We start from the raw sequence: 19,566 nt of genomic DNA, 5'->3' as shown, positions 1-19,566 counted from the left end.
GTGAAACCGATCCAATGACGCAAGGGGGTCGAATTCGTGACGTTAGCGAATGCAACAGTGCAGACCGGGCGGCACGGCCCGCCCGGGAGTCCGGAGTCCACGCACGGTGGAGCAGCCCCGCGGGTCAACCGGAACGCCGGTACGTGGTTCCTTGTACTGCCTGCCCTGATCCCGATCCTGATCCTGAGCGTCGGCCCGCTGCTCTACGGCATTGCACTGGCGTTCACCGACGCCCAGTCCGGCCGCACCCGTTCCACCCAGTGGGTCGGCGGGCTCAACTTCCAGGACCTGCTCCACGACGCACTCTTCTGGGACTCGTTCCGGATCGGCCTCGTCTGGGCGGCCGGCGTCACCGTCCCGCAGTTCGTCCTGGCCCTGGGCCTCGCCCTCCTGCTCAACCAGAACCTGCGGATGCGCTGGCTGGCGCGGGCCCTCGCGATCATCCCGTGGGCCATGCCGGAAGTGGTCGTCGGCATCATGTGGCGACTGGTCTACAACCCGGACGCGGGTGTCCTCAACGAGACCATCCGCGATCTCGGGCTCGGCGACGGCCGGGACTGGCTGACCGGACTCGCCACCGCGCTGCCCGCCGTGATCGTCGTCGGCGTCTGGGCGGGCATGCCGCAGACCACCGTCGCGCTTCTGGCCGGGCTCCAGAACACCCCGCACGAACTCCACGAGGCGGCCGCCCTGGACGGCGCGGGTGCCTGGCGCCGGTTCCGTACCGTCACCTGGCCGGCCCTCAGACCGGTCGCCCTCTCCATCACCGCGCTCAGTTTCATCTGGAACTTCAATTCCTTCGCCCTGGTCTACGTCCTGACCAACGGCGGTCCCGGCGGCCGGACCCGGCTGCCGATGCTCTTCGCGTACGAGGAAGCCTTCCTCTACGGCCAGTTCGGCTACGCCGCGGCGATGGGCTGTGTGATGGTCGCGGTGATCTCCGTGATCCTTGCCGTCCACCTCGTCGGCCGGCTCAGGGGAGGCGAGGACCAGTGAGCCTCCGGACCAGCAGATCGGCCCGCGCGGGACAGTACGTCGCGCTCCTGGGCTACCTCGTCTTCCTGGCGTTCCCGTTTCTCTGGCTGATCTCCACAGCCTTCAAGCCGGCGCGCGAACTGGGTTCCCTGCACCCCACCTGGATCCCGGAGCATCCGACCCTGGACAACTTCCGGCAGGCCTTCGACGAGCAGCCCCTGCTGCAGGCCGCCGCCAACTCGCTGGTCGCCGCGGCCTCCGCCGCTCTGATCGCCGTCGTCATCGCCACGCCCATGGCCTATGTGATGGCCCGACAGCGCACCGGGCTCACAGCGGCCGCCACCGGCTGGGTCGTCGTCAGCCAGGCGTTCCCCTTCGTCCTGCTGATTATTCCGCTCTTCCTGATCCTCAAGAATCTGCACCTGATCAACACCCTCTGGGGGCTGATCACGGTGTACGCCGTCTGGGCGCTGCCGTTCGCGCTGTGGATGCTGGTCGGGTACGTCCGCGCCGTACCACCCGAACTCGAGGAAGCCGCCTCGGTCGACGGCGCCGGAAGACTGCGGACACTCGTCTCGGTCACCGTCCCGCTGCTGGCCCCCGGCATCGTCGCCACCGCACTCTTCGCGTTCATCACCGCATGGAACGAGTTCTTCTTCGCGCTCGTCCTGCTCAAGACACCGGAGAAGCAGACCTTGCCGGTCGTACTCACCCACTTCCTCGGCGCGGAGGGCGCGGCCGAGCTCGGGCCGCTCGCCGCCGCCGCGTTCCTCGCCACCCTGCCCTCCCTGGTCCTCTTCGCGATCATCCAGCGCCGGATCACCGGGGGCATGCTGGCCGGGGCGGTGAAGAGCTGATGCGGGCACTCGTACGTACCGCAGCCGCCGCGGCCACCGCACTGGCTCTGCTCCTCACCGGCTGCAGCGAAGGTGGCGGAACGGAAAACAGCGGGATGATCAAGCTCCGCTTCCAGTCGCTGGCGTGGCAGAAGGAGTCCGTCGACGCCAACAAGGAGCTGGTCGAGGAGTGGAACAGGGGCCATCCCGACATTCAGGTCGAGTACGTCCAGGGCAGCTGGGACAGCGTGCACGACCAGCTGCTCACCTCCTTCGAGGGCGACGAGGCACCGGATGTCATCCATGACGCCGCCGACGACCTCGTCGACTTCGCGTACGGCGGCTATCTCGCCGACCTGCGCACACTGCTTCCTGGGCGGCTGGCCGCGGACATCCCGCAGCAGAGCTGGCGGACCGCGACGTTCGGCGACGGTGTCTACGGGGTGCCGTTCCTCCAGGAACCCCGGGTCCTGATCGCCAACACCAAGATCCTCAAGTCCTCCGGGGTCCGGATCCCGAGCCCCGCGAAGCCCTGGAGCTGGGACGAATTCCGGCAGGTCACCAAGGAACTGACGGGCAAGGGGGAAGGGAAGGCGGCGTACGGAGTGGCCTGGCCGCTCCGGGAACCGGTCTCCGTCACCCTCAACCTCGGAGTCTCCAGCGGTGGCCGGCTCTTCCACCGCGGCGCCGACGGCAAGGTGGCCATCCGTCTCGACGAGGGCGACGAGGTCATGCCCGGCACCATTCGCGACCAGGTCAACACCGATCACAGCGCCGCCCGCACCACGCTCGGTATGGGGGGCTCCGACACCCTTCCGGGGCTGTTCGGCGGCAGGTACGCGATGGTTCCGCTGGGCTTCTCGTACCGTCAGCAGGTCGTCGAGCAGGCCCCGAAGGGTTTCGAGTGGACCGTGCTGCCCGCCCCTGCGGGCAGTGACGGACTCGCCCAGGGTGTGAGCCCGCAGACCCTTTCCGTCGCCGAGGCCAGCCCGCACAAGAAGGCGGCCGTGGAGTTCATCGACTTCCTGCTGCGCCCGGAGAACATGGTGCGCCTGGCGCGGGGGGACTGGATGCTCCCGACCGGCACGGCGGCGCTCGCGGACCCGGCTCTGCATACGGCCGAGAACGGCTGGGCGACCGGAGTCGCCCTCGCGAAGGGGCTGCGCCCGGCGCCCGCTCAGTCGGTGCGCGGCTACCCCGAGTGGAAGGACAAGGTCGCCACGCCCGCACTCCAGGAGTACTACAGCGGGGCGATCGGACTGGACCAACTGAAGAAACGCCTGGTCGACGACGGGAACCGGGTCCTGGCGCGCTATCAGCGCTGACCGGATCCCGAATTACGGCTGCACGAGACGTCTCGTCTCGTCTATGGTGTGGGCATGACGGATACCCGACGTGCCCACATCGCCATGTTCTCCATCGCCGCCCACGGACACGTGAACCCGAGCCTCGAAGTCATCCGGGAACTCGTCGGCCGTGGGCACCGCGTCAGTTATGCCATCCCGCCGTCCTTCGCCGAGAAGATCGCCGCCACCGGAGCCGAACCGGTGCTCTACACCTCGGTCCTGCCCACCGCACCGGAGGACTGGGGCACCGAAACGATCGACCACCTGGAGCCGTTCCTCGAGGACGCCATCCAGGCGCTGCCCCAGCTCATCAAGGCCTTCGACGGGGACGAGCCGGACCTCGTCCTGCACGACATCACCTCCTACCCGGCCCGCGTCCTCGCCCACCGCTGGGGCGTGCCCGCGGTCTCCCTCTCGCCCAACCTGGTCGCCTGGGACGGGTACGAGGAGGAGGTCGGCGAGCCGATGACCGCCGAACTGATGCGCAGTGAACGCGGGCGGGCCTACCGCAAGCGGTTCGCGGACTGGCTCACGGAGAACGGCATCGACCAGCATCCCGACCCGTTCGTCGGCCGACCGCGCCGCTCGGTCGTCCTGATCCCCGAGGTGCTCCAGCCGAACGCGGACCGGGTGGACCGCGAGGTCCACACCTTCGTCGGTGCCTGCCTGGGCGACCGCGCCGACCAGGGGAAGTGGCAGCGGCCCGCGGATGCCGAGAAGGTGCTGCTGGTGTCGCTCGGCTCGGCCTTCACCCAGCAGCCCGGCTTCTACCGCGACTGCATCGAGGCTTTCGGTGACCTGCCCGGCTGGCATGTCGTGCTCCAGATCGGTGCGTTCGTCGACGTCGCCGAACTCGGGCACGTACCCGCGAATGTGGAGGTGTGCTCCTGGGTGCCGCAACTCTCCGTGCTCGAGCAGGCGGACGCGTTCATCACCCACGCGGGTGCGGGCGGCAGCCAGGAGGGGCTCGCCACCGGCACCCCGATGGTCGCCGTCCCGCAGGCCGTCGACCAGTTCGGCAACGCCGACATGCTGCAGGCGCTGGGCGTCGCCCGTCATCTGCCGATGGACGAGGTGACGCCGGAGGCGCTGCGCAGCGCAGTGCTCGCTCTGGCCGGGGACCCGGTGGTGGCGGCGAAGGCGGCGGCGGTACGGGAGCACATGGCGGGGGAGGGCGGCACAAAGCGGGCAGTCGGCCTCATCGAAGCCGAACTGCCCGCCTGAGCAGGGATTACCGGGACTGTCCGGTGAGCGTGCTGTCCCCCGTGGCCCCCACGGCAGGGGAGGGAATCGCGCCGGGGGCCCGGTCGTCGCCCACCCCGTCCGCGACGCCCGACTCGTCGTGTGTCAGGTCCGGCAGCCACCTCAGCCACTTCGGCAGGTACCAGTTGCGTTCGTCGAGCAGCGCCATGACGGCCGGCAGCAACACCCCGCGAATGATCGTCGCGTCGATCAGCACCGCAGCGGCCAGGCCTACGCCCATCTGCTTCATGGACTGCATCGACAGCGTGCCGAAGATCGCGAACACCGCGACCATGATGACCGCCGCGCTGGTCACCACGCCGGCCGTTGTCACCACGCCGTGGGCGATCGCGTCCCTGGTCGAACGGCCCTGCAGCCGGGCTTCCCGGATCCGGGACACCACGAACACGTGGTAGTCCATCGAGAGTCCGAAGAGGATCACGAACAGGAAGAGCGGCAGCCAGGAGATGATTGCCCCCACCCCTTCCGCACCGACCAGAGAGGCGCCCCAGCCGTGCTGGAAGACGGCGGTCAGGATGCCGTACGCGGCGCCCACCGACAGCAGGTTGAGCACGATGGACGTCACCGCGATCGTCAGTGAACGGAAGCAGAGCAGCATCAACAGGAAGGCGAAGACGACGACGAAGGCGAATACCGGCACCACCGCGCCGACGATCTGGTCGTTGAAGTCCTTCGACCCCGCGACCTGACCGGTGATCGGCGCCTCGACGCCGTCGACCTTGCCGAGCGTGTCCGGGCGCACCTGGTCACGGAGCAGATCCAGGCTCTTGACTGCCTTGCTCTGATCGGATCCACCGACCAGCGGTACGTCGATGACCGCGATGTTCTCCGCGTCGTGCGTCACCATGTCGACCGGGCCCTTGGAGGCACCCGACGCGACGGCCTGCTCACGGAAGTCGGCGAGCGCCTGACGTACCGGAGCGGCGTTGATGTCATCGGCCTTCACCACGACCCGGGCCGGGTCGGCTCCGCCGGGGAATGCCGCGTTCAGCCGATCGTACGTCCGCACGATCGGGAGCGAGCGGCCGAACTCCTGGTCCAGGGTGAGGTTCTGGGTGTGCATGCCGACGGCGGGCAGCGCAATCGCGGTGAGTGCGCCCGCCGCGATCACCAGCGCCGTCCAGGGGCGGCGCAGCACCGAGTTGAGTACCGCACGCCACACCCGGCTCTCGCTGCTCGCAGCGCCCGGTTGCACAGCCGACAGGTGCGGGCGGTCGTGGTGAGCGGTCGACTTCCGCTGGCTGCCGGCGGACCGCTTGAGGCGGTTGAGGAACGGCACCCGCCCCTTCTCGACCCGCTCGCCGAGCAGCGAGAGCAGGGCGGGAAGGACCGTCACCGAGCCGACCATCGCGACCGCGACGACCATGAGCGAGGCGAGCCCCATCGCCTCGAACTCGGCGAGACCGGTGAAGAGCATGCCCGCCATCGCGACACAGACCGTCACACCGGAGACGATGATCGCGCGTCCGCTGGTTGCCGCGGCGATCATCAGGGCGGTCCGGGCGTCGCGCCCCTTGGCCCTTTCCTCGCGCTCGCGCCGCAGATAGAAGAGGCAGTAGTCGACACCGACGGCCAGACCGACCAGCAGCATCACCGAGTTCGCCGTCTCGCTCATCGGCTGGAGATGGCTGACCACACCCATCAGCCCCATCGTCGCGATGATCGCCGTGATGGCCAGAGCCACCGGCAGCAGTGCGGCGACGAGGGCCCCGAAGGCCACCAGCAGAATGCCCAGCGCGACCGGTACGGCGGAGAGTTCGGCCCGCTGGAAGTCGTCGCCGAAGGCGTCTTCGAAGGTCTTGCCCATGCTGGCGCTGCCGATCTCCTCGATCACGAGACCGTCGTGCTCGCCCTGGACCTTGTCGACGGCCTTCAGCACCGGTTCGACGCGCGCACTCGCCGTTTCGGGATCCCCCCGCATCTCGAACTGCACGAGCGCGCTGCGACCGTCCGCCGAGATGCTCTTCGTCGAGTACGGAGAGGTCACGGCAGTCACTTCGCCGGTGGACTGGACCGCCTGCATCACGGCGTCGACGGCCGAGCGGAACTCCGGTGAAGTGGCCTTCATCGAGGGGCTGTCGGCCTGGATGAGCACGGTCTCGCCCGCCGGATCCTTCAGCCCGGCGTCCTCGGTGATCTGCACGGCCCGGCCCACCTCGCCGGACAACTGGTCGCTCTCCTTCACGTCGACGCGGCCGGCCGCTGAGCCGAGTCCCATCGCGAGAACGACGAACAGCACCCACACGGTCACCGCCGCCCATCGGTGCCGTGCGCTCCAGCCGCCGGCCCGGGCGGCGATGCCGCGTACGCGTGGCGCCCCCGTGCGCGCCGAATCCACTGTTCTCATGACGGACCTGTCCCCTCGTGGCCGACGTCGGCTCCCTGCCGTCGTCGCTGCTCCGAAGGTAGGGGCGGAATCGAGTCGTCTCCTCATGCTCCCCGGTGAACCGGCGGGGCCCGTTCTCCACCTCGCGGGCCAGTGGATCCCTGAGAGGGGCGGTTCATGACCCTTACAAGTAAAAGGCTGTCGGGCGTCACCCAGCGCTTCAGCATCTCGCTCAGACCTCCCCAGGTTGCTGAGGCGGAGCCCGATGGTGGAACGGCCCCGGTCCTCACATCCTGCGTCATCATGGTGGACGGCCCCGGCGCGGGCAGGGATCGCGGTCCGCGTCCGGGATGAGAAACATCTGCGGTGCCGTGTGCGGGCACATGGCATGAGCCGTTTCGGTGCCGGGTGCCCTGAACGAGTTCCCGGGTCCCGCATAGGATCTGACCGCCACCATGTGACGTACGGCCGCACCGAACGGGAGCAGGAATGCGCTACAGCATCGTGGGAGCGGGTGCCGTCGGGGGAGCCATCGGGGGACGTCTGGCCGAGGCCGGCCACGACGTCGTCCTCGTGGCGCGCGGCGCGCAGTACGAGGCATTGCGCGAGGGCGGCCTCCGGCTCACCACGCCGGACGGCCTTCGCACCCACCGCCTCCCCGTCGTCGACCGGCCCGAAGCTCTCGACCTGACCCTCGACGACGTCCTCGTACTCGCCGTGAAGACGCAGGACAGCACCGCCGCGCTCGACGCCTGGAGCTCCCGGCCGGTGGCGGGCGGCGGTACCGCCGGTGAGCAATTGCCCCTGGTCTGCGCACAGAACGGCGTGGAGAGCGAACGCCTCGCCCTGCGACGTTTCCAGCACGTGTATGGGATGTGCGTCTGGCTGCCCACCACCTTCGTCCGGCCCGGTGAGGTGTCCGCGGCCGGAACCCCGCTGACCGGCATTCTGCACCTCGGGCGCTACCCCGCCGGAACGGACGGGACGGCCGAGCGGATCGCCGCCGACCTGGAGAAGTCGAGGCTGCTCGCCCCCGTCGTGCCGGACGTCATGCGCTGGAAGTACGGCAAGCTCCTGTCCAATCTCGCCAACGCGATCGAGGCGGTCACCGGACTGCTCACCGGGGACGACGCCGTCGCTCTGTTCAAGCGGGCGCTCGCCGAGGGGGAGGCGGTCCTGGCGGCCGCCGGTATCGACGCGGTCGGCCAGGAGGAACAGGCGAAGGCGCGGAACGGCCGGATCCGCTTCGAGCCGTTCGACGGCTCGCCGCGCGGAGGCGGTTCGTCCTGGCAGAGCCTCAGCCGCGGTACGGGCACGATCGAGGCGGACTACCTCAACGGCGAGATCGTGATGCTCGGGCGGCTGTACGGGGTGCCCACACCGGTCAACGACGTGCTGCAGCGCACCGCGAACGCGTTCGCGCGTGAGCGTCGGGAGCCCGGGTCGATGCCCGTGGCCGAACTCACCGCACTGGTCGACGCCGCGTCCTGAGCGAGCCGGACATGGGCACAGGACGCTGTCGCATTTCTTCAATACGGGAGCCGGCGGCCGGCGGTACCGTTCGGTGCATGAAGACCGAGCACGCCCATATGACCGAATGCGCCGCCGAGGCAGCCCGTATCGCCCGTGGCATCAGCGCCGAACAGCTGACGGCGCCCACCACTCCCTGCGGTGACTGGGATCTGCGGGAACTGATCAACCACTGGGTGCTTTACACCTCGCACGGCCTGGAGCACCGCGCCCGGCGCACGCCCCTCCCCGACGAGCTCACCGCCCGTGACTTCACGGCCGACGCCGACTGGGCCGAGCAGTACGCGGCGCAGCTCGACCGGGCCGTCGCCGCCTGGTCGGACCCGGCTGTCTGGGAGGGCGAGATCGACCTGGGCCATGCGTCCTCCCCCGCGGCCGAGATCGCCGCGATGCTCATCGAGGAGACGGCTCTGCACAGTTGGGACGTGGCCCGCGCAACCGGTCAGGAGCTCAGGCTCTCCGACGAGGCGGCCGCGTACGTCCTCGGCGTCATCGAGGGGTCCGCCGAGCTCTACCGGCAGTACGGCGGCTTCGCCGACGAGGTCGACGTGCCCGGATCGGCACCCGTCCTGGTGCGCGCACTGGCCCGCAGCGGACGCGATCCGCAGTGGACCGCCGCCTGAAAGTGGCCCACTGGAAGTCGCGCTGATTGGCCCGTAGCCATATGCCAATGGCTGGCTACGCTCGGCCCATGACTACTCATCGGAATCACGGTACTGACCGCGCTGTCGTCGACTTCTACTTCGACCCCGCCTGCCCGTTCGCCTGGATCACCTCCCGCTGGATGCTGGAGGTGGAGCAGCAGCGTGACATCGATCTCCGCTTCCACGTCATGAGCCTCTATCTGCACAACACCGGCAATGAACTGCCCGACTGGTACCGGGAACTGGTCGACAAGTCGATCGGCCCGGTACGGGTCGCGGTCGCCGCGGCGGCCGAGCACGGCGAAGGCGTGCTCCGGGACCTCTACACCGCCTTCGGCACCCGCATCCACCAGCAGAAGAACGAGGACTTCGACGAGGTGATCGCCGAATCCCTCGCGGAGCTCGGCCTGCCCGCCGCGCTCGCCGGTGCCGCGCACGCGGACACCTACGACGAAGCGCTGCGGCGCAGCCATGATGCGGGCAAGGACCCGGAGGCGGACGGCTATGTCGGCACGCCGACGATCCATGTCGACGGCACGGTGTGGTTCGGCCCGGTGCTGCGCGCCGCCCCGCGGGGCGAGGAGGCGGGCAGGCTCTTCGACAGCTTCCGGGTGCTGGCCGGTTACCCGGACTTCTTCGAGCTCAAGCGCACCCGCACCGGCAGCCTCGACGTCGGCTGACCGCCGCGCCCCCCGGCGCGGCGGGGTGCAGCGCCGCGCATCCCGCGCCGGGGTCAGGCGGTGAGCGCCGCCACGCGCGGCACACACGCCTCGTCATAGCGGCGCAGCAGCAGCCGCGCCAACTCCCGCGAAGGGCCGAGCACGTCGGCCAGTACATCCGCCCCCGCCTCCCGGGCGCCCGCGGCGATACGGTCGGGGAGGCGGCCGGGCGCGATGACGTACGGGGCCACGGCGACACGACGGACACCGGACGCCCGCAGGGCCCGCACCGCGTCCTCGGCGGGGGGATGGCCCCCGGGAGATGCAGCGGAGGCGAACGCAGGCCGCACGGCGCACCAACCGGTGTGCCGCAGCTCCCGCGCGATTTCAGCGATCACTGCGATCGCCTCCGGGTCTGTGGAGCCCGCCGACGCCAGGACGAGCCCGGTCGAGCTTCGGTCGCCGGGGGAGACCCCGGCTTCGTGCAGCCGCCGCTCCAGGGCGGAGTTCAGCAGCGGCGACGGGCCGAGCACCTCCGCCTGCCGGATCCGCAGCTGCGGCAGCCGGGTCTGTGCCTCGTGCAGCACGGCGGGGATGTCGGTCTTGGCGTGGAAGGCCCGGGTCAGCAACAGCGGCAGGGCCACCACCTCGCCGGAGCCTTGCCCGGCCAGCCGCTCCAGCACCCGCGGCACGGACGGGGCGTTGAAATCCAGGAAGCCGGTCTCCACGCGCAGTCCGGGGCGCAGAGCCCGGACCCGCGCGGTGAGCGCGTGCACGGTCGCCGCGTGCCGCGGATCGCGGCTGCCGTGGGCGATGACGAGAAGAACGGGGGAAGCCATGACGTACTCGGTTCCTGAGTCGGTTTCGTGGGTCAGCGACTGACGAGGAGGCCGCGGCTGCGCAGCACCCACCGCTCCAGCGGGCTGAAGATCAGCAGATCGATGGCGATGCCGACGATCAGGATCAGGAAGATGGCGAGGAACACCATCGACATGCTGCTGGTCTCGCGGCCCTGCTCCAGCAACTGCCCCAGGCCCACGCCCAGATCGGGCGATGAGGCGATGATCTCCGCAGCCATCAGCGAGCGCCAGGAGAACGCCCAGCCCTGCTTCAGCCCCGCCAGATAGCCGGGCAGCGAGGCGGGCAGCACGATGTGCCAGGTGCCGCGCAGCCCGGTGGCGCCCAGCGTCTGCCCGGCCCGCAGGTGCAGCGGCGGGATCTGGTCGACACCGGCGACGAGACCGTTGGCGATCGACGGGACGGCGCCCAGCAGGATCACCGCGTACATCATCGTGTCGTCGAGCCCCAGCCAGATCACCGCGGGCGGCACCCACGCCACCGACGGCAGCGACTGGAGGCCGGAGAGCACCGGGCCGATTGCCGCGCGCACCACCTTCACGCGTGCCACCAGCAGCCCGAGCGGGGTACCGATGACGAGCGCCAGCAGGAAGCCGAGCAGGCCGCGCGAGACGCTCGTCCAGATGTAGCCGAGCAGGGTGCCCTGCGCCCAGGCGTTGGTCACCTCGTCCCAGACCTGGGACGGAGACGGCAGCTTGTAGTCGTCGGTGACCTTCGCCCAGATGAGGATCTGCCAGACGATGAGCACCAGCGCGACGGCCACGACCGGCGGCAGGACCTTCCGCACCAGCACCTGGCGTACCGGCGTCCGGCTCACCCGCACCGCGTCGAGCGCGTCGAGCCCCGCCTCCAGCCCGGCCAGGTCCTCGGCGGCGTCCTTGGCGGTGCCGGAAGCGGCGGCGCTGTCCTCGGTGGTGGTGTCAGTGCTGGCCATGTCGGCGGATCTCCCCACGCAGTTGTTCGGTGATCTCGACGGACAGCTCCGCCACCGCGGTGTCCTCGATACGGCGCGGCTGGTCGATGTCCACGGTCCACTCGCGGGCGATCCGGCCCGGCCGCGACGTCAGCAGGACGACCCGCTCGGCGAGCCGGACCGCCTCCCGCACGTTGTGCGTGACGAAGAGGACCGAGACGTTCGTCTCGCGCCAGATCCGGGTCAGCTCGTCATGCAGAACATCCCGGGTGATGGCGTCGAGAGCGGCAAACGGCTCGTCCATCAAAAGCAGTTGGCTGTCCTGGGCGAGCGCGCGGGCCATCGCCACCCGCTGGCGCATGCCGCCCGAGAGTTCGTGCACCCGCTTCCCGTACGCCTCGCCGAGCCGTACGAGTTCGAGCAGCCGCTCCGCCTCCGTGCGGCGGTCGGACTTGGGTACACCACGCAGTCGCAGCGCGAGCTCGACGTTCTTGCCCGCGGTCAGCCACGGGAAGAGGGCGTGCTCCTGGAACATCAGGGCCGGCCGCCCGCCGGGGGTCTCGATGGACCCCGCGGTCGGGCGGTCGAGTCCGGCCACCAGGTTGAGCAGCGTCGATTTGCCGCACCCGGAAGCTCCCAGGAGGGTGACGAACTCGCCGGGGGCGACATCGAGCGTGATGTCGTCCAGGACGAGCTGCGGCCCCTCCGGCCCGCCGAAGGACTTCGAGACGTGGTCGATACGGGCGGCGTGCCCGACCGCCGTACGGCCCTCGGCCTCGGTGAGCGTGGTCATCGCCATGGTCGTCACCTCCTGGGAGATCCTGGAACGGTCGGGGGTTACTTGACGCCGAGTCCGGCGTCGGCGACCTCGGGCTTGCCCGCGGCCTTGAGGACCTTGTTCAGCGGCTTCAGGTCGTAGATGCCCGTCAGATCCGTCTGCTCCAGCAGACCCGCCTTCACCGCGTGCTTGGCCTCCGTGTCGAGCGTGGCGGCCAGCGGGTCATCGGTGAACCGGATCGACTTCCACGCCGGGTCGAGGATCTCGGCCGGCAGCTCCTTGCCGGACAGCTCCTTGAGCGCGGTGTTGGCGGACGCCTTCGCCTTGTCCGGGTTGGCGTTGATCCACGCGTTGGTGTTGACCGAACCGCGCAGCACCGCCTCGACGACGTCCGGGTGCTCCGTGAGGAACTTCTGCGACACGATGATGTTCGTGATCACGAATTTGTTGTCCGGCCAGAGCGTCGACTCGTCGAGGAGCACCTTCGCGCCCTGCGCGACCAGCTTGGAGGCGGTCGGCTCGGGGACCCAGGCGCCGTCGACGGAACCGGCCTTGTAGGCGTCCGGAGTCACCTTGTTGTCCGTGCGGACCACGGAGACGTCGCCCTTGCCGCTCTGGGCGTCGACCTTCCACCCCTTCTCGGAGATCCAGTTGAGGAAGGCCACGTCCTGGGTGTTGCCGAGCTGCGGGGTGGCGATCTTCTTGCCCTTGAGGTCGTCCAGGGTCTTGATCTTCTTCGGGTTGACGACCAGCTTCACGCCGCCGGACGCCGCACCGCCGATGATCCGCAGGCTCTTGCCCCCGGACTTGGTGAAGCCGTTGATGGAAGGGGAGGGGCCGATGAAGCCGATGTCGATCGAACCGGCGTTGAGCGCCTCGATCTCGGACGGGCCCGCGTTGAACGTCGAGGGCTTGACCGTCGTGCCCCCGAGCTCCTTGGCGATGATGCCTTCCTGGATGCCGACCAGGGCGGTTGCGTGCGTGAGGTTCGGGAAGTAACCGATCTTCACGGTGTCCGCGGAGAGTTTCTTGCCGTCGGCGGAGACGTTCGCCTTCTTGGCGTCGTCGTCCTTCGCCGCGGAGCCGTAGCCGCAGGCGGTGAGCGCCACGGCGAGCAGCGGCAGAGCGGCGGCTGCGGCGAGGCCGCGGCGCAGGGGGAAACGGGTGGCAGGCACGGGAGGCGTTCCTCTCGTTGGCCCGGTGCTCACGTCCCTCGACGTTTATGGGGACGCGGCCGGGCGGTCGGCATGTCTTCGTCTGAACTGACGGTTTCGGCGGTGCGGTTGGTGCAAGCGGGCGCGCAGGCAGTGCGCGTACGTCATCGCGCACATCGAGCAACCCCGCCCTGGCCGCTGCCGAGGGCGCCGCTGCCGATGCGGCCGCCCTCCTTCGCGAACGTCGCGTAGATGTCGACAACCATCAGAAGTCCCATTCGGCGTCGTCGGCGGTCACGGTCTCGGCGGCGAACGAGGCCCCCGCCATGCCGGCCGTCAGCGTGGTGCCGTCCGCCGGGTCGATCAGCAGGAACGAGCCGGTGCGCCGGGAGTCCGCGTACGCGTCCAGTGCGAGCGGCTCCGCGGTACGGACGACGACCCGGCCGATGTCGTTGGCGACGAGCTGTCCGGGCGCCGGGTGCTGCGAGAGGTCGTCGAGCGTGAGCCGCGACGGGATGTCCTTGACGATCGCCTTGACCGTACGGGTGGTGTGCTTGAGGAGCACCCGCTGGCCTACCACGAGCGGCTGGTCCGCGACGTGGCAGACGGTCGCCTCGACGTCCTGGGTGACCGCCGGCGCGTCGTCGGCCGGCGCGATGAGGTCACCGCGCGAGACGTCGATGTCGTCGGCGAGCCGGACGGTCACCGACTGGGGCGCCCAGGCGATGTCCACGCTCTCGCCGAGCGCGTCGATCCCGGCGATCGTCGACGTGCGGCCCGAGGGCAGGACCGTGACGGCCTCGCCCACCCGGAACGCGCCGGCGGCGATCTGGCCCGCGTAGCCCCGGTAGTCGGGGTACTCGGCGGTCTGCGGCCGGATCACGTACTGGACGGGGAAGCGTGCGTGGCAGCCGGTGAGGTCGTGGCTGACCGGCACCGTCTCCAGGTGTTCGAGGACCGTCGGGCCGCCGTACCAGTCCATGTGCGCGGACGGCTCCACGACGTTGTCTCCCGCGAGCGCGGAGATCGGGATCGCGGTGATCTCCGGGACGCCGAGCGAGGCGGCATATGCGGTGAACTCTTCGGCGATGGCGGCGAATACGGGCTCCGCGTAGTCCACCAGGTCCATCTTGTTGACGGCCAGGACCACGTGCGGCACCCGCAGCAGGGCGGCGACGGCGGCGTGCCGGCGGGTCTGCTCGACGACACCGTTGCGGGCGTCCACCAGGACGACGGCCAGCTCGGCCGTCGAGGCCCCCGTCACCATGTTCCGGGTGTACTGCACATGCCCCGGGGTGTCGGCCAGGATGAACCGGCGGCGCGGCGTGGCGAAATAGCGGTAGGCGACATCGATGGTGATGCCCTGCTCGCGCTCGGCCCGCAGCCCGTCGGTGAGCAGCGCCAGGTCCGGCGTCTTCTGGCCCCGGCTGCGCGACGCATGCTCGACGGCCTCCAGCTGGTCGGTCAGGACCGACTTGGAGTCGTGCAGAAGGCGTCCGACGAGGGTGGACTTCCCGTCGTCGACGGACCCCGCGGTGGCGAACCGCAGAAGGGTCGTGGTCGACAACTGCTCTGCGTGCTGGGTGAGTGTGCTCATTTAGAAGTACCCCTCGCGCTTACGGTCTTCCATCGCGGCCTCGGACATCTTGTCGTCGGCGCGCGTCGCACCCCGCTCGGTGAGCCGGGAGGCGGCGATCTCGGTGATCACGGCGGCGAGCGTCGTGGCGTCCGAGTCGACCGCGCCGGTGCAGGACATGTCGCCGACGGTGCGGTAGCGCACCTGCCGGGTCTCGACCCGCTCGCCCTCCTTGGGGCCGCCCCATTCACCGGCGGTCAGCCACATCCCGGAGCGGTTGAAGACCTCCCGCTCGTGGGCGAAGTAGATCTCCGGAAGCTCGATGCCCTCGCGCTCGATGTACTGCCAGACGTCGAGCTCGGTCCAGTTGGAGATCGGGAAGACCCGGACGTGCTCGCCGGGGGCATGGCGGCCGTTGTACAGCTGCCACAGCTCGGGGCGCTGGCGGCGAGGGTCCCACTGGGAGAACTCGTCGCGCAGCGAGAAGACCCGTTCCTTGGCGCGCGCCTTCTCCTCGTCGCGGCGGCCGCCGCCGAACACGGCGTCGAAGCGGTGCTCCTGGATCGCCTCGGTCAGCGGCACGGTCTGCAGCGGGTTGCGGGTGCCGTCGGGGCGCTCGCGGAGCTTCCCGGCGTCGATGTACTCCTGCACGGAGGCGACATGCAGCCGCAGCCCGTGCTCGGCGACCGTGCGGTCGCGGTAGTCGAGGACCTCGGGGAAGTTGTGCCCGGTGTCGACGTGCAGCAGCGTGAACGGCACCGGCGCCGGCGCGAACGCCTTCAGCGCCAGGTGCAGCATCACGATCGAGTCCTTGCCGCCGGAGAACAGGATCACCGGCCGCTCGAACTCTCCCGCCACCTCACGGAAGATGTGCACTGCCTCGGACTCCAGGGAGTCCAGGTGGCTGAGTGCGTACGGATTGTCGGTGTCTTCCGAAACAGCCGCGACGGTCGTCACGCTGCACCCCTCTCGCTCAGCAGCGTGTACAGCTCCGCCGCGGACTCCTGCACGGTCTGCTGGTGCGAATCGATCCGCAGGTCCGGCGACTCGGGCGCCTCGTACGGGTCGTCGACCCCGGTGAGCCCGCTGATCTCGCCTGCCGCCTGCTTGGCGTAGAGCCCCTTCACATCGCGTACGGAGCACACCTCGACCGGAGTCGCGACATGCACCTCCAGATACGCGGTGCCCTCGGCCCGGTGACGCTTGCGTACCGCGTCCCGGCTGTCCGCGTACGGGGCGATGACCGGGACCAGCACCTTCACGCCGTTGGCCGCCAGCAGTTCGGCGACGAAGCCGATCCGCTGGACGTTGGTGTGCCGGTCCTCACGGGAGAAGCCCAGACCCGCGGAGAGGAACTCCCGGATCTCGTCGCCGTCGAGCACCTCCACCCGGTGGCCCTCGCTGCGCAGCCGCCCGGCCAGTTCGTACGCGATGGTGGTCTTGCCCGCGCTCGGCAGACCGGTCAGCCAGATGGTGGCTCCCGTCTCCGTCACGCTCATCGAACTCTCCTGATCAGTCGTCATCAGTCGTGCAGCCCGCATTCGGTCTTGCCCCGCCCGGCCCACCGGCCGGCGCGCGCGTCCTCGCCCTCCAGTACCCGGCGGGTGCAGGGCGCGCAGCCCACGGAGGCGTAACCGTCCATCAGCAGCGGATTGGTGAGGACTCCGTGTTCCGCCACGTAGGCGTCGACGTCGTCCTGCGTCCAGCGGGCGATCGGCGAGATCTTGACCTTCTGCCGCTTCTCGTCCCAGCCGACGACCGGGGTGTTCGCGCGGGTCGGGGACTCGTCGCGACGCAGCCCGGTCGCCCAGGCCGCGTACGACGTCAGACCCTCCTCGAGGGGCTTGACCTTGCGCAGCTTGCAGCACAGGTCGGGGTCCCGGTCGTGCAGCTTCGGCCCGTACGCGGCGTCCTGCTCGGCCACCGTCTGCCGCGGGGTCAGCGTGATGACGTTGACGTCCATCACGGCCTCGACGGCGTCACGCGTGCCGATCGTCTCCTCGAAGTGGTAACCGGTGTCGAGGAAGACCACGTCGACGCCCGGGAAGGCGCGGGAAGCGAGGTGCGCCACGACCGCGTCCTCCATCGAGGAGGTGACGCAGAACCGCTTGCCGAAGGTGTCGGCGGCCCACTGCAGGATCTCCGGCGCGGAGGCGTCCTCGAGCTCCCGCCCCGCTCGCTCGGCCAGCTCCCTGAGCTCATCGGACCCGAGCTGTCCGATCTGCTGAGTCTCCGTCATATCCCCTCCGACTCAACGTCGTTGCGCTGCAGTCCTCGGGTCAGCAGGCCCAGGAACTTGAGCTGGAACGCGCGGTTGCAGGAAGCACATTCCCAGGCGCCGTGCCCGGTCTCGTGCGGACGCAGGTCCTCGTCGCCGCAGTACGGGCAGTAGAACGGTGCGGCGCGCTCGCTCATGACAGCGACTCCGCACTGGCCCGCGCCGCCCAGGTCGCGAACCGCTCGCCGTCCTCGCGCTCCGCCTGGAACCGGCCCAGCACCCGCTCGACGTAGTCGGGCAGCTCGGCGGAAGTGACCTTCAGGCCACGGACCTTGCGGCCGAAGCCGGCCTCCAGGCCCAGCGCGCCACCGAGGTGCACCTGGTAACCCTCGACCTGATTGCCGTCGGCGTCCAGGACGAGCTGACCCTTGAGGCCGATGTCCGCGGTCTGGATGCGGGCGCAGGCATTGGGGCAGCCGTTGATGTTGATGGTGAGCGGCTCGTCGAACTCCGGCATACGGCGCTCCAGTTCGTCGATCAGCGACGCACCGCGTGCCTTGGTCTCGACGATCGCCAGCTTGCAGAACTCGATGCCGGTGCAGGCCATCGTGCCGCGGCGGAAGGGCGAGGGTCTCACCTGGAAGTCGAGCGCCTCGAGTCCCGCGACCAGGGAGTCCACCTGGTCCTGCTCGACGTCGAGGATGAGCATCTTCTGCTCGACGGTGGTGCGCAGCCGGTCCGAACCGTGCGCGGCCGCCAGGTCGGCGATCTTGGCCAGCGTGGAGCCGTCCACCCGGCCGACCCGGGGCGCGAACCCGACGTAGAAACGGCCGTCCTGCTGCTGGTGGACACCCACGTGGTCGCGCCAGCGGCTGCTCGGCTGCTCGGGTGCGGGCCCGTCGGTCAGCGGGCGCTTCAGGTACTCGTCCTCCAGTACCCGGCGGAACTTCGCCGGGCCCCAGTCGGCCATCAGGAACTTCAGCCGGGCGCGGGTGCGCAGCCGCCGGTAGCCGTAATCACGGAAGATCCCCACCACACCGGCCCAGACGTCCGGGACCTCGTCCAGCGGTACCCAGGCGCCCAGCCGTTCGGCGAGCCGCGGGTTGGTGGAGAGCCCGCCACCGACCCAGACGTCGAAACCCGGACCGCGCTCGGGGTGGACCACGCCGACGAACGCGATGTCGTTGATCTCGTGGACCACGTCCTGGACCGGGGAGCCGGAGATCGCGGTCTTGAACTTGCGCGGCAGGTTGGAGAATTCCTTGTTGCCGATGTAGCGGTCGTGGATCTCGTCGACCGCGGGCGTGCCGTCGATGATCTCGTCGGCGGCGATCCCCGCCACCGGCGAGCCGATGATCACACGCGGGCAGTCGCCGCACGCCTCGGTGGTGGAGAGCCCGACGGCCTCCAGCTTCTCCCAGATCGCCGGGACGTCCTCGATGCGGATCCAGTGCAGCTGGATGTTCTGCCGGTCGGTGATGTCCGCGGTGCCGCGCGCGTACTCCTGCGAGACCTCGCCGATGACGCGCAGCTGCGCGGTGGTCAGCCGGCCGCCGTCGATCCGGACCCGCAGCATGAAGTACCTGTCGTCCAGCTCCTCGGGCTCCAGGATCGCGGTCTTGCCCCCGTCGATCCCGGGCTTGCGCTGGGTGTAGAGACCCCACCAGCGCATGCGTCCACGAAGATCATTGGGGTCGATCGAGTCGAATCCGCGCTTGGAGTAGATCGTCTCAATGCGTGTCCGCACATTGAGACCGTCGTCGTCCTTCTTGAACTGCTCATTGCCGTTGAGCGGAGTGTGGTGGCCCACGGCCCACTGGCCCTCGCCGCGGTGGCGTCCGGCCTTGCGGCGGGGCGTGGTGGTCGCAGGCTGTTCCGGGGTGGCGGCCATGACAGTACGTCCTTCGGGACTGCGGGAGGGCGGCTCTGAACTGCACACTCGCGCTGAGGCGCGGCGGTGCGCAGGAGTTGCAGAGAAAAGAAAGAGGGGGGTGGCGGCGGGTGCTGGGACTCTCAGCTCGCCGGACAGATGGCGCTGGACATGCGGCCGAGGTCGACGTGGCGTCGACTCACCAAGGCAATCCCAGTTCCAGGCATGACGGAAGCCTGGCACGCGCGTCTCGGGACAGTCCACCACTATCCATGATGTGGACGAGACTGTCCCGAAAGATGAGACGATGCGGTCCCGGTCACGCCGAGATGGTGATGTTCGGATCTGTATGAGCCGCTAGCTCCCGGTATGTCCGTGCGGGGTCCGGCAGGATCGCCGCCTCCCGGCAACCGCACATACCCGGCGGACGCGCGGCGATCCGGCGCTGCGCCTCGCGCGGCGGGGCGCCACAGGTGGTCCCGGCTCCGGGACGGCCCCGCGGCGCGCAAGGCACCGGCCCGACTTCTAGGGCGTGTTTCGAAAGTCCCGCCTGCCGGGCGACGTCTGGCACGCACGCTCGCGGCGTTGTCGGGTCGCCCCGATACGACCGGTATCGGGGC

General features: G+C 69.7%; 19 protein-coding genes. 7 read left to right on the top strand and 12 right to left on the bottom strand.

The window, feature by feature from the left end:
- Window positions 1-36 precede the first annotated feature (36 nt).
- The 4 genes from ACNPQM_RS13870 to mgt are packed head-to-tail and all read left to right on the top strand — an operon-like array spanning window position 37 to window position 4,381.
- Window positions 37-996, top strand: a complete 960-nt coding sequence (locus ACNPQM_RS13870; RefSeq protein WP_418084219.1) for a carbohydrate ABC transporter permease — start codon at window positions 37-39, stop codon at window positions 994-996.
- A complete protein-coding gene (locus ACNPQM_RS13865; RefSeq protein ID WP_418084218.1) occupies window positions 993-1,832 on the top strand; it encodes a carbohydrate ABC transporter permease in 840 nt (279 codons plus the stop codon). The genes ACNPQM_RS13870 and ACNPQM_RS13865 overlap by 4 nt, the downstream gene beginning before the upstream one ends.
- On the top strand, window positions 1,832-3,136 hold the full coding sequence (locus ACNPQM_RS13860; protein ID WP_418084217.1) for an extracellular solute-binding protein: 1,305 nt from the start codon (window positions 1,832-1,834) through the stop codon (window positions 3,134-3,136). Before ACNPQM_RS13865 ends, ACNPQM_RS13860 begins: the two co-directional genes overlap by 1 nt.
- Before the next feature lie 54 nt (window positions 3,137-3,190).
- Entirely contained in the window at window positions 3,191-4,381 is a 1,191-nt protein-coding gene (mgt, locus tag ACNPQM_RS13855; protein WP_418084216.1) for a macrolide-inactivating glycosyltransferase, read from the top strand.
- Between the two features lie 7 nt (window positions 4,382-4,388).
- Here mgt and ACNPQM_RS13850 read toward each other — a convergent pair whose 3' ends face one another.
- Window positions 4,389-6,767, bottom strand: a complete 2,379-nt coding sequence (locus ACNPQM_RS13850; RefSeq protein ID WP_418084215.1) for an MMPL family transporter — start codon at window positions 6,765-6,767, stop codon at window positions 4,389-4,391.
- A gap of 468 nt (window positions 6,768-7,235) precedes the next feature.
- Between ACNPQM_RS13850 and ACNPQM_RS13845 the strand changes: the two genes are divergently transcribed.
- From ACNPQM_RS13845 to ACNPQM_RS13835, 3 genes are all read left to right on the top strand, one after another.
- Window positions 7,236-8,237: a ketopantoate reductase family protein gene (locus ACNPQM_RS13845; protein WP_418084214.1), complete on the top strand. Its 1,002-nt coding sequence runs from the start codon at window positions 7,236-7,238 to the stop codon at window positions 8,235-8,237.
- Between the two features lie 77 nt (window positions 8,238-8,314).
- The gene (locus ACNPQM_RS13840) at window positions 8,315-8,899 is read left to right on the top strand and encodes a TIGR03086 family metal-binding protein (protein ID WP_358856481.1); all 585 of its coding nucleotides are present in this window, start codon (window positions 8,315-8,317) and stop codon (window positions 8,897-8,899) included.
- Between the two features lie 68 nt (window positions 8,900-8,967).
- Complete coding sequence (locus ACNPQM_RS13835) at window positions 8,968-9,600, top strand: DsbA family protein (protein ID WP_418084213.1); 633 nt, start codon at window positions 8,968-8,970, stop codon at window positions 9,598-9,600.
- A 53-nt stretch (window positions 9,601-9,653) separates the two neighbouring features.
- Here ACNPQM_RS13835 and ACNPQM_RS13830 read toward each other — a convergent pair whose 3' ends face one another.
- The 11 genes from ACNPQM_RS13830 to ACNPQM_RS13780 form a co-directional block, all read right to left on the bottom strand.
- On the bottom strand, window positions 9,654-10,418 hold the full coding sequence (locus tag ACNPQM_RS13830) for a sirohydrochlorin chelatase (RefSeq protein WP_358856483.1): 765 nt from the start codon (window positions 10,416-10,418) through the stop codon (window positions 9,654-9,656).
- A gap of 32 nt (window positions 10,419-10,450) precedes the next feature.
- A complete protein-coding gene (locus ACNPQM_RS13825; RefSeq protein ID WP_418084212.1) occupies window positions 10,451-11,371 on the bottom strand; it encodes an ABC transporter permease in 921 nt (306 codons plus the stop codon).
- Entirely contained in the window at window positions 11,358-12,149 is a 792-nt protein-coding gene (locus ACNPQM_RS13820) for an ABC transporter ATP-binding protein (RefSeq protein ID WP_418084211.1), read from the bottom strand. The genes ACNPQM_RS13825 and ACNPQM_RS13820 overlap by 14 nt, the downstream gene beginning before the upstream one ends.
- A gap of 38 nt (window positions 12,150-12,187) precedes the next feature.
- Window positions 12,188-13,303 carry an aliphatic sulfonate ABC transporter substrate-binding protein gene (locus ACNPQM_RS13815; RefSeq protein WP_418084210.1) on the bottom strand — a complete coding sequence of 372 codons (1,116 nt, stop codon included), beginning with the start codon at window positions 13,301-13,303 and terminating at the stop codon, window positions 12,188-12,190.
- A gap of 244 nt (window positions 13,304-13,547) precedes the next feature.
- Entirely contained in the window at window positions 13,548-14,879 is a 1,332-nt protein-coding gene (locus ACNPQM_RS13810) for a sulfate adenylyltransferase subunit 1 (RefSeq protein WP_418084209.1), read from the bottom strand.
- On the bottom strand, window positions 14,880-15,815 hold the full coding sequence (gene cysD / locus ACNPQM_RS13805; protein WP_418084208.1) for a sulfate adenylyltransferase subunit CysD: 936 nt from the start codon (window positions 15,813-15,815) through the stop codon (window positions 14,880-14,882).
- Entirely contained in the window at window positions 15,812-16,381 is a 570-nt protein-coding gene (gene cysC, locus ACNPQM_RS13800) for an adenylyl-sulfate kinase (RefSeq protein WP_418084207.1), read from the bottom strand. The genes cysD and cysC overlap by 4 nt, the downstream gene beginning before the upstream one ends.
- The gene (locus ACNPQM_RS13795) at window positions 16,381-17,097 is read right to left on the bottom strand and encodes a phosphoadenylyl-sulfate reductase (RefSeq protein WP_358856490.1); all 717 of its coding nucleotides are present in this window, start codon (window positions 17,095-17,097) and stop codon (window positions 16,381-16,383) included. Before ACNPQM_RS13795 ends, cysC begins: the two co-directional genes overlap by 1 nt.
- On the bottom strand, window positions 17,094-17,273 hold the full coding sequence (locus tag ACNPQM_RS13790; protein WP_418084206.1) for a hypothetical protein: 180 nt from the start codon (window positions 17,271-17,273) through the stop codon (window positions 17,094-17,096). The genes ACNPQM_RS13795 and ACNPQM_RS13790 overlap by 4 nt, the downstream gene beginning before the upstream one ends.
- Window positions 17,270-18,967: a nitrite/sulfite reductase gene (locus ACNPQM_RS13785; RefSeq protein WP_418084205.1), complete on the bottom strand. Its 1,698-nt coding sequence runs from the start codon at window positions 18,965-18,967 to the stop codon at window positions 17,270-17,272. Before ACNPQM_RS13785 ends, ACNPQM_RS13790 begins: the two co-directional genes overlap by 4 nt.
- Before the next feature lie 122 nt (window positions 18,968-19,089).
- Window positions 19,090-19,173, bottom strand: a complete 84-nt coding sequence (locus ACNPQM_RS13780; protein ID WP_310739661.1) for a putative leader peptide — start codon at window positions 19,171-19,173, stop codon at window positions 19,090-19,092.
- Between the last annotated feature and the right edge of the window lie 393 nt (window positions 19,174-19,566).

This window comes from Streptomyces sp. NPDC056231, from assembly GCF_048270745.1.
In the GTDB taxonomy this organism is placed as follows: Bacteria; Actinomycetota; Actinomycetes; order Streptomycetales; family Streptomycetaceae; genus Streptomyces.
Note: the sequence above shows the minus strand (reverse complement) of the source record. Positions and strands in the feature narration are given on the sequence as shown.

Bases quoted from the DNA above. Each gene is read 5' to 3' on its own strand.
- ACNPQM_RS13860 (WP_418084217.1), top strand. From the start codon at position 1,832: ATGCGGGCACTCGTACGTACCGCAGCCGCCGCGGCCACCGCACTGGCT.
- mgt (WP_418084216.1), top strand. From the start codon at position 3,191: ATGACGGATACCCGACGTGCCCACATCGCCATGTTCTCCATCGCCGCC.
- ACNPQM_RS13850 (WP_418084215.1), bottom strand. From the start codon at position 6,767: ATGAGAACAGTGGATTCGGCGCGCACGGGGGCGCCACGCGTACGCGGC.
- ACNPQM_RS13845 (WP_418084214.1), top strand. From the start codon at position 7,236: ATGCGCTACAGCATCGTGGGAGCGGGTGCCGTCGGGGGAGCCATCGGG.
- ACNPQM_RS13840 (WP_358856481.1), top strand. From the start codon at position 8,315: ATGAAGACCGAGCACGCCCATATGACCGAATGCGCCGCCGAGGCAGCC.
- ACNPQM_RS13835 (WP_418084213.1), top strand. From the start codon at position 8,968: ATGACTACTCATCGGAATCACGGTACTGACCGCGCTGTCGTCGACTTC.
- ACNPQM_RS13830 (WP_358856483.1), bottom strand. From the start codon at position 10,418: ATGGCTTCCCCCGTTCTTCTCGTCATCGCCCACGGCAGCCGCGATCCG.
- ACNPQM_RS13825 (WP_418084212.1), bottom strand. From the start codon at position 11,371: ATGGCCAGCACTGACACCACCACCGAGGACAGCGCCGCCGCTTCCGGC.
- ACNPQM_RS13820 (WP_418084211.1), bottom strand. From the start codon at position 12,149: ATGGCGATGACCACGCTCACCGAGGCCGAGGGCCGTACGGCGGTCGGG.
- ACNPQM_RS13810 (WP_418084209.1), bottom strand. From the start codon at position 14,879: ATGAGCACACTCACCCAGCACGCAGAGCAGTTGTCGACCACGACCCTT.
- cysC (WP_418084207.1), bottom strand. From the start codon at position 16,381: ATGACGACTGATCAGGAGAGTTCGATGAGCGTGACGGAGACGGGAGCC.
- ACNPQM_RS13795 (WP_358856490.1), bottom strand. From the start codon at position 17,097: ATGACGGAGACTCAGCAGATCGGACAGCTCGGGTCCGATGAGCTCAGG.
- ACNPQM_RS13790 (WP_418084206.1), bottom strand. From the start codon at position 17,273: ATGAGCGAGCGCGCCGCACCGTTCTACTGCCCGTACTGCGGCGACGAG.
- ACNPQM_RS13785 (WP_418084205.1), bottom strand. From the start codon at position 18,967: ATGGCCGCCACCCCGGAACAGCCTGCGACCACCACGCCCCGCCGCAAG.
- ACNPQM_RS13780 (WP_310739661.1), bottom strand. From the start codon at position 19,173: ATGCCTGGAACTGGGATTGCCTTGGTGAGTCGACGCCACGTCGACCTC.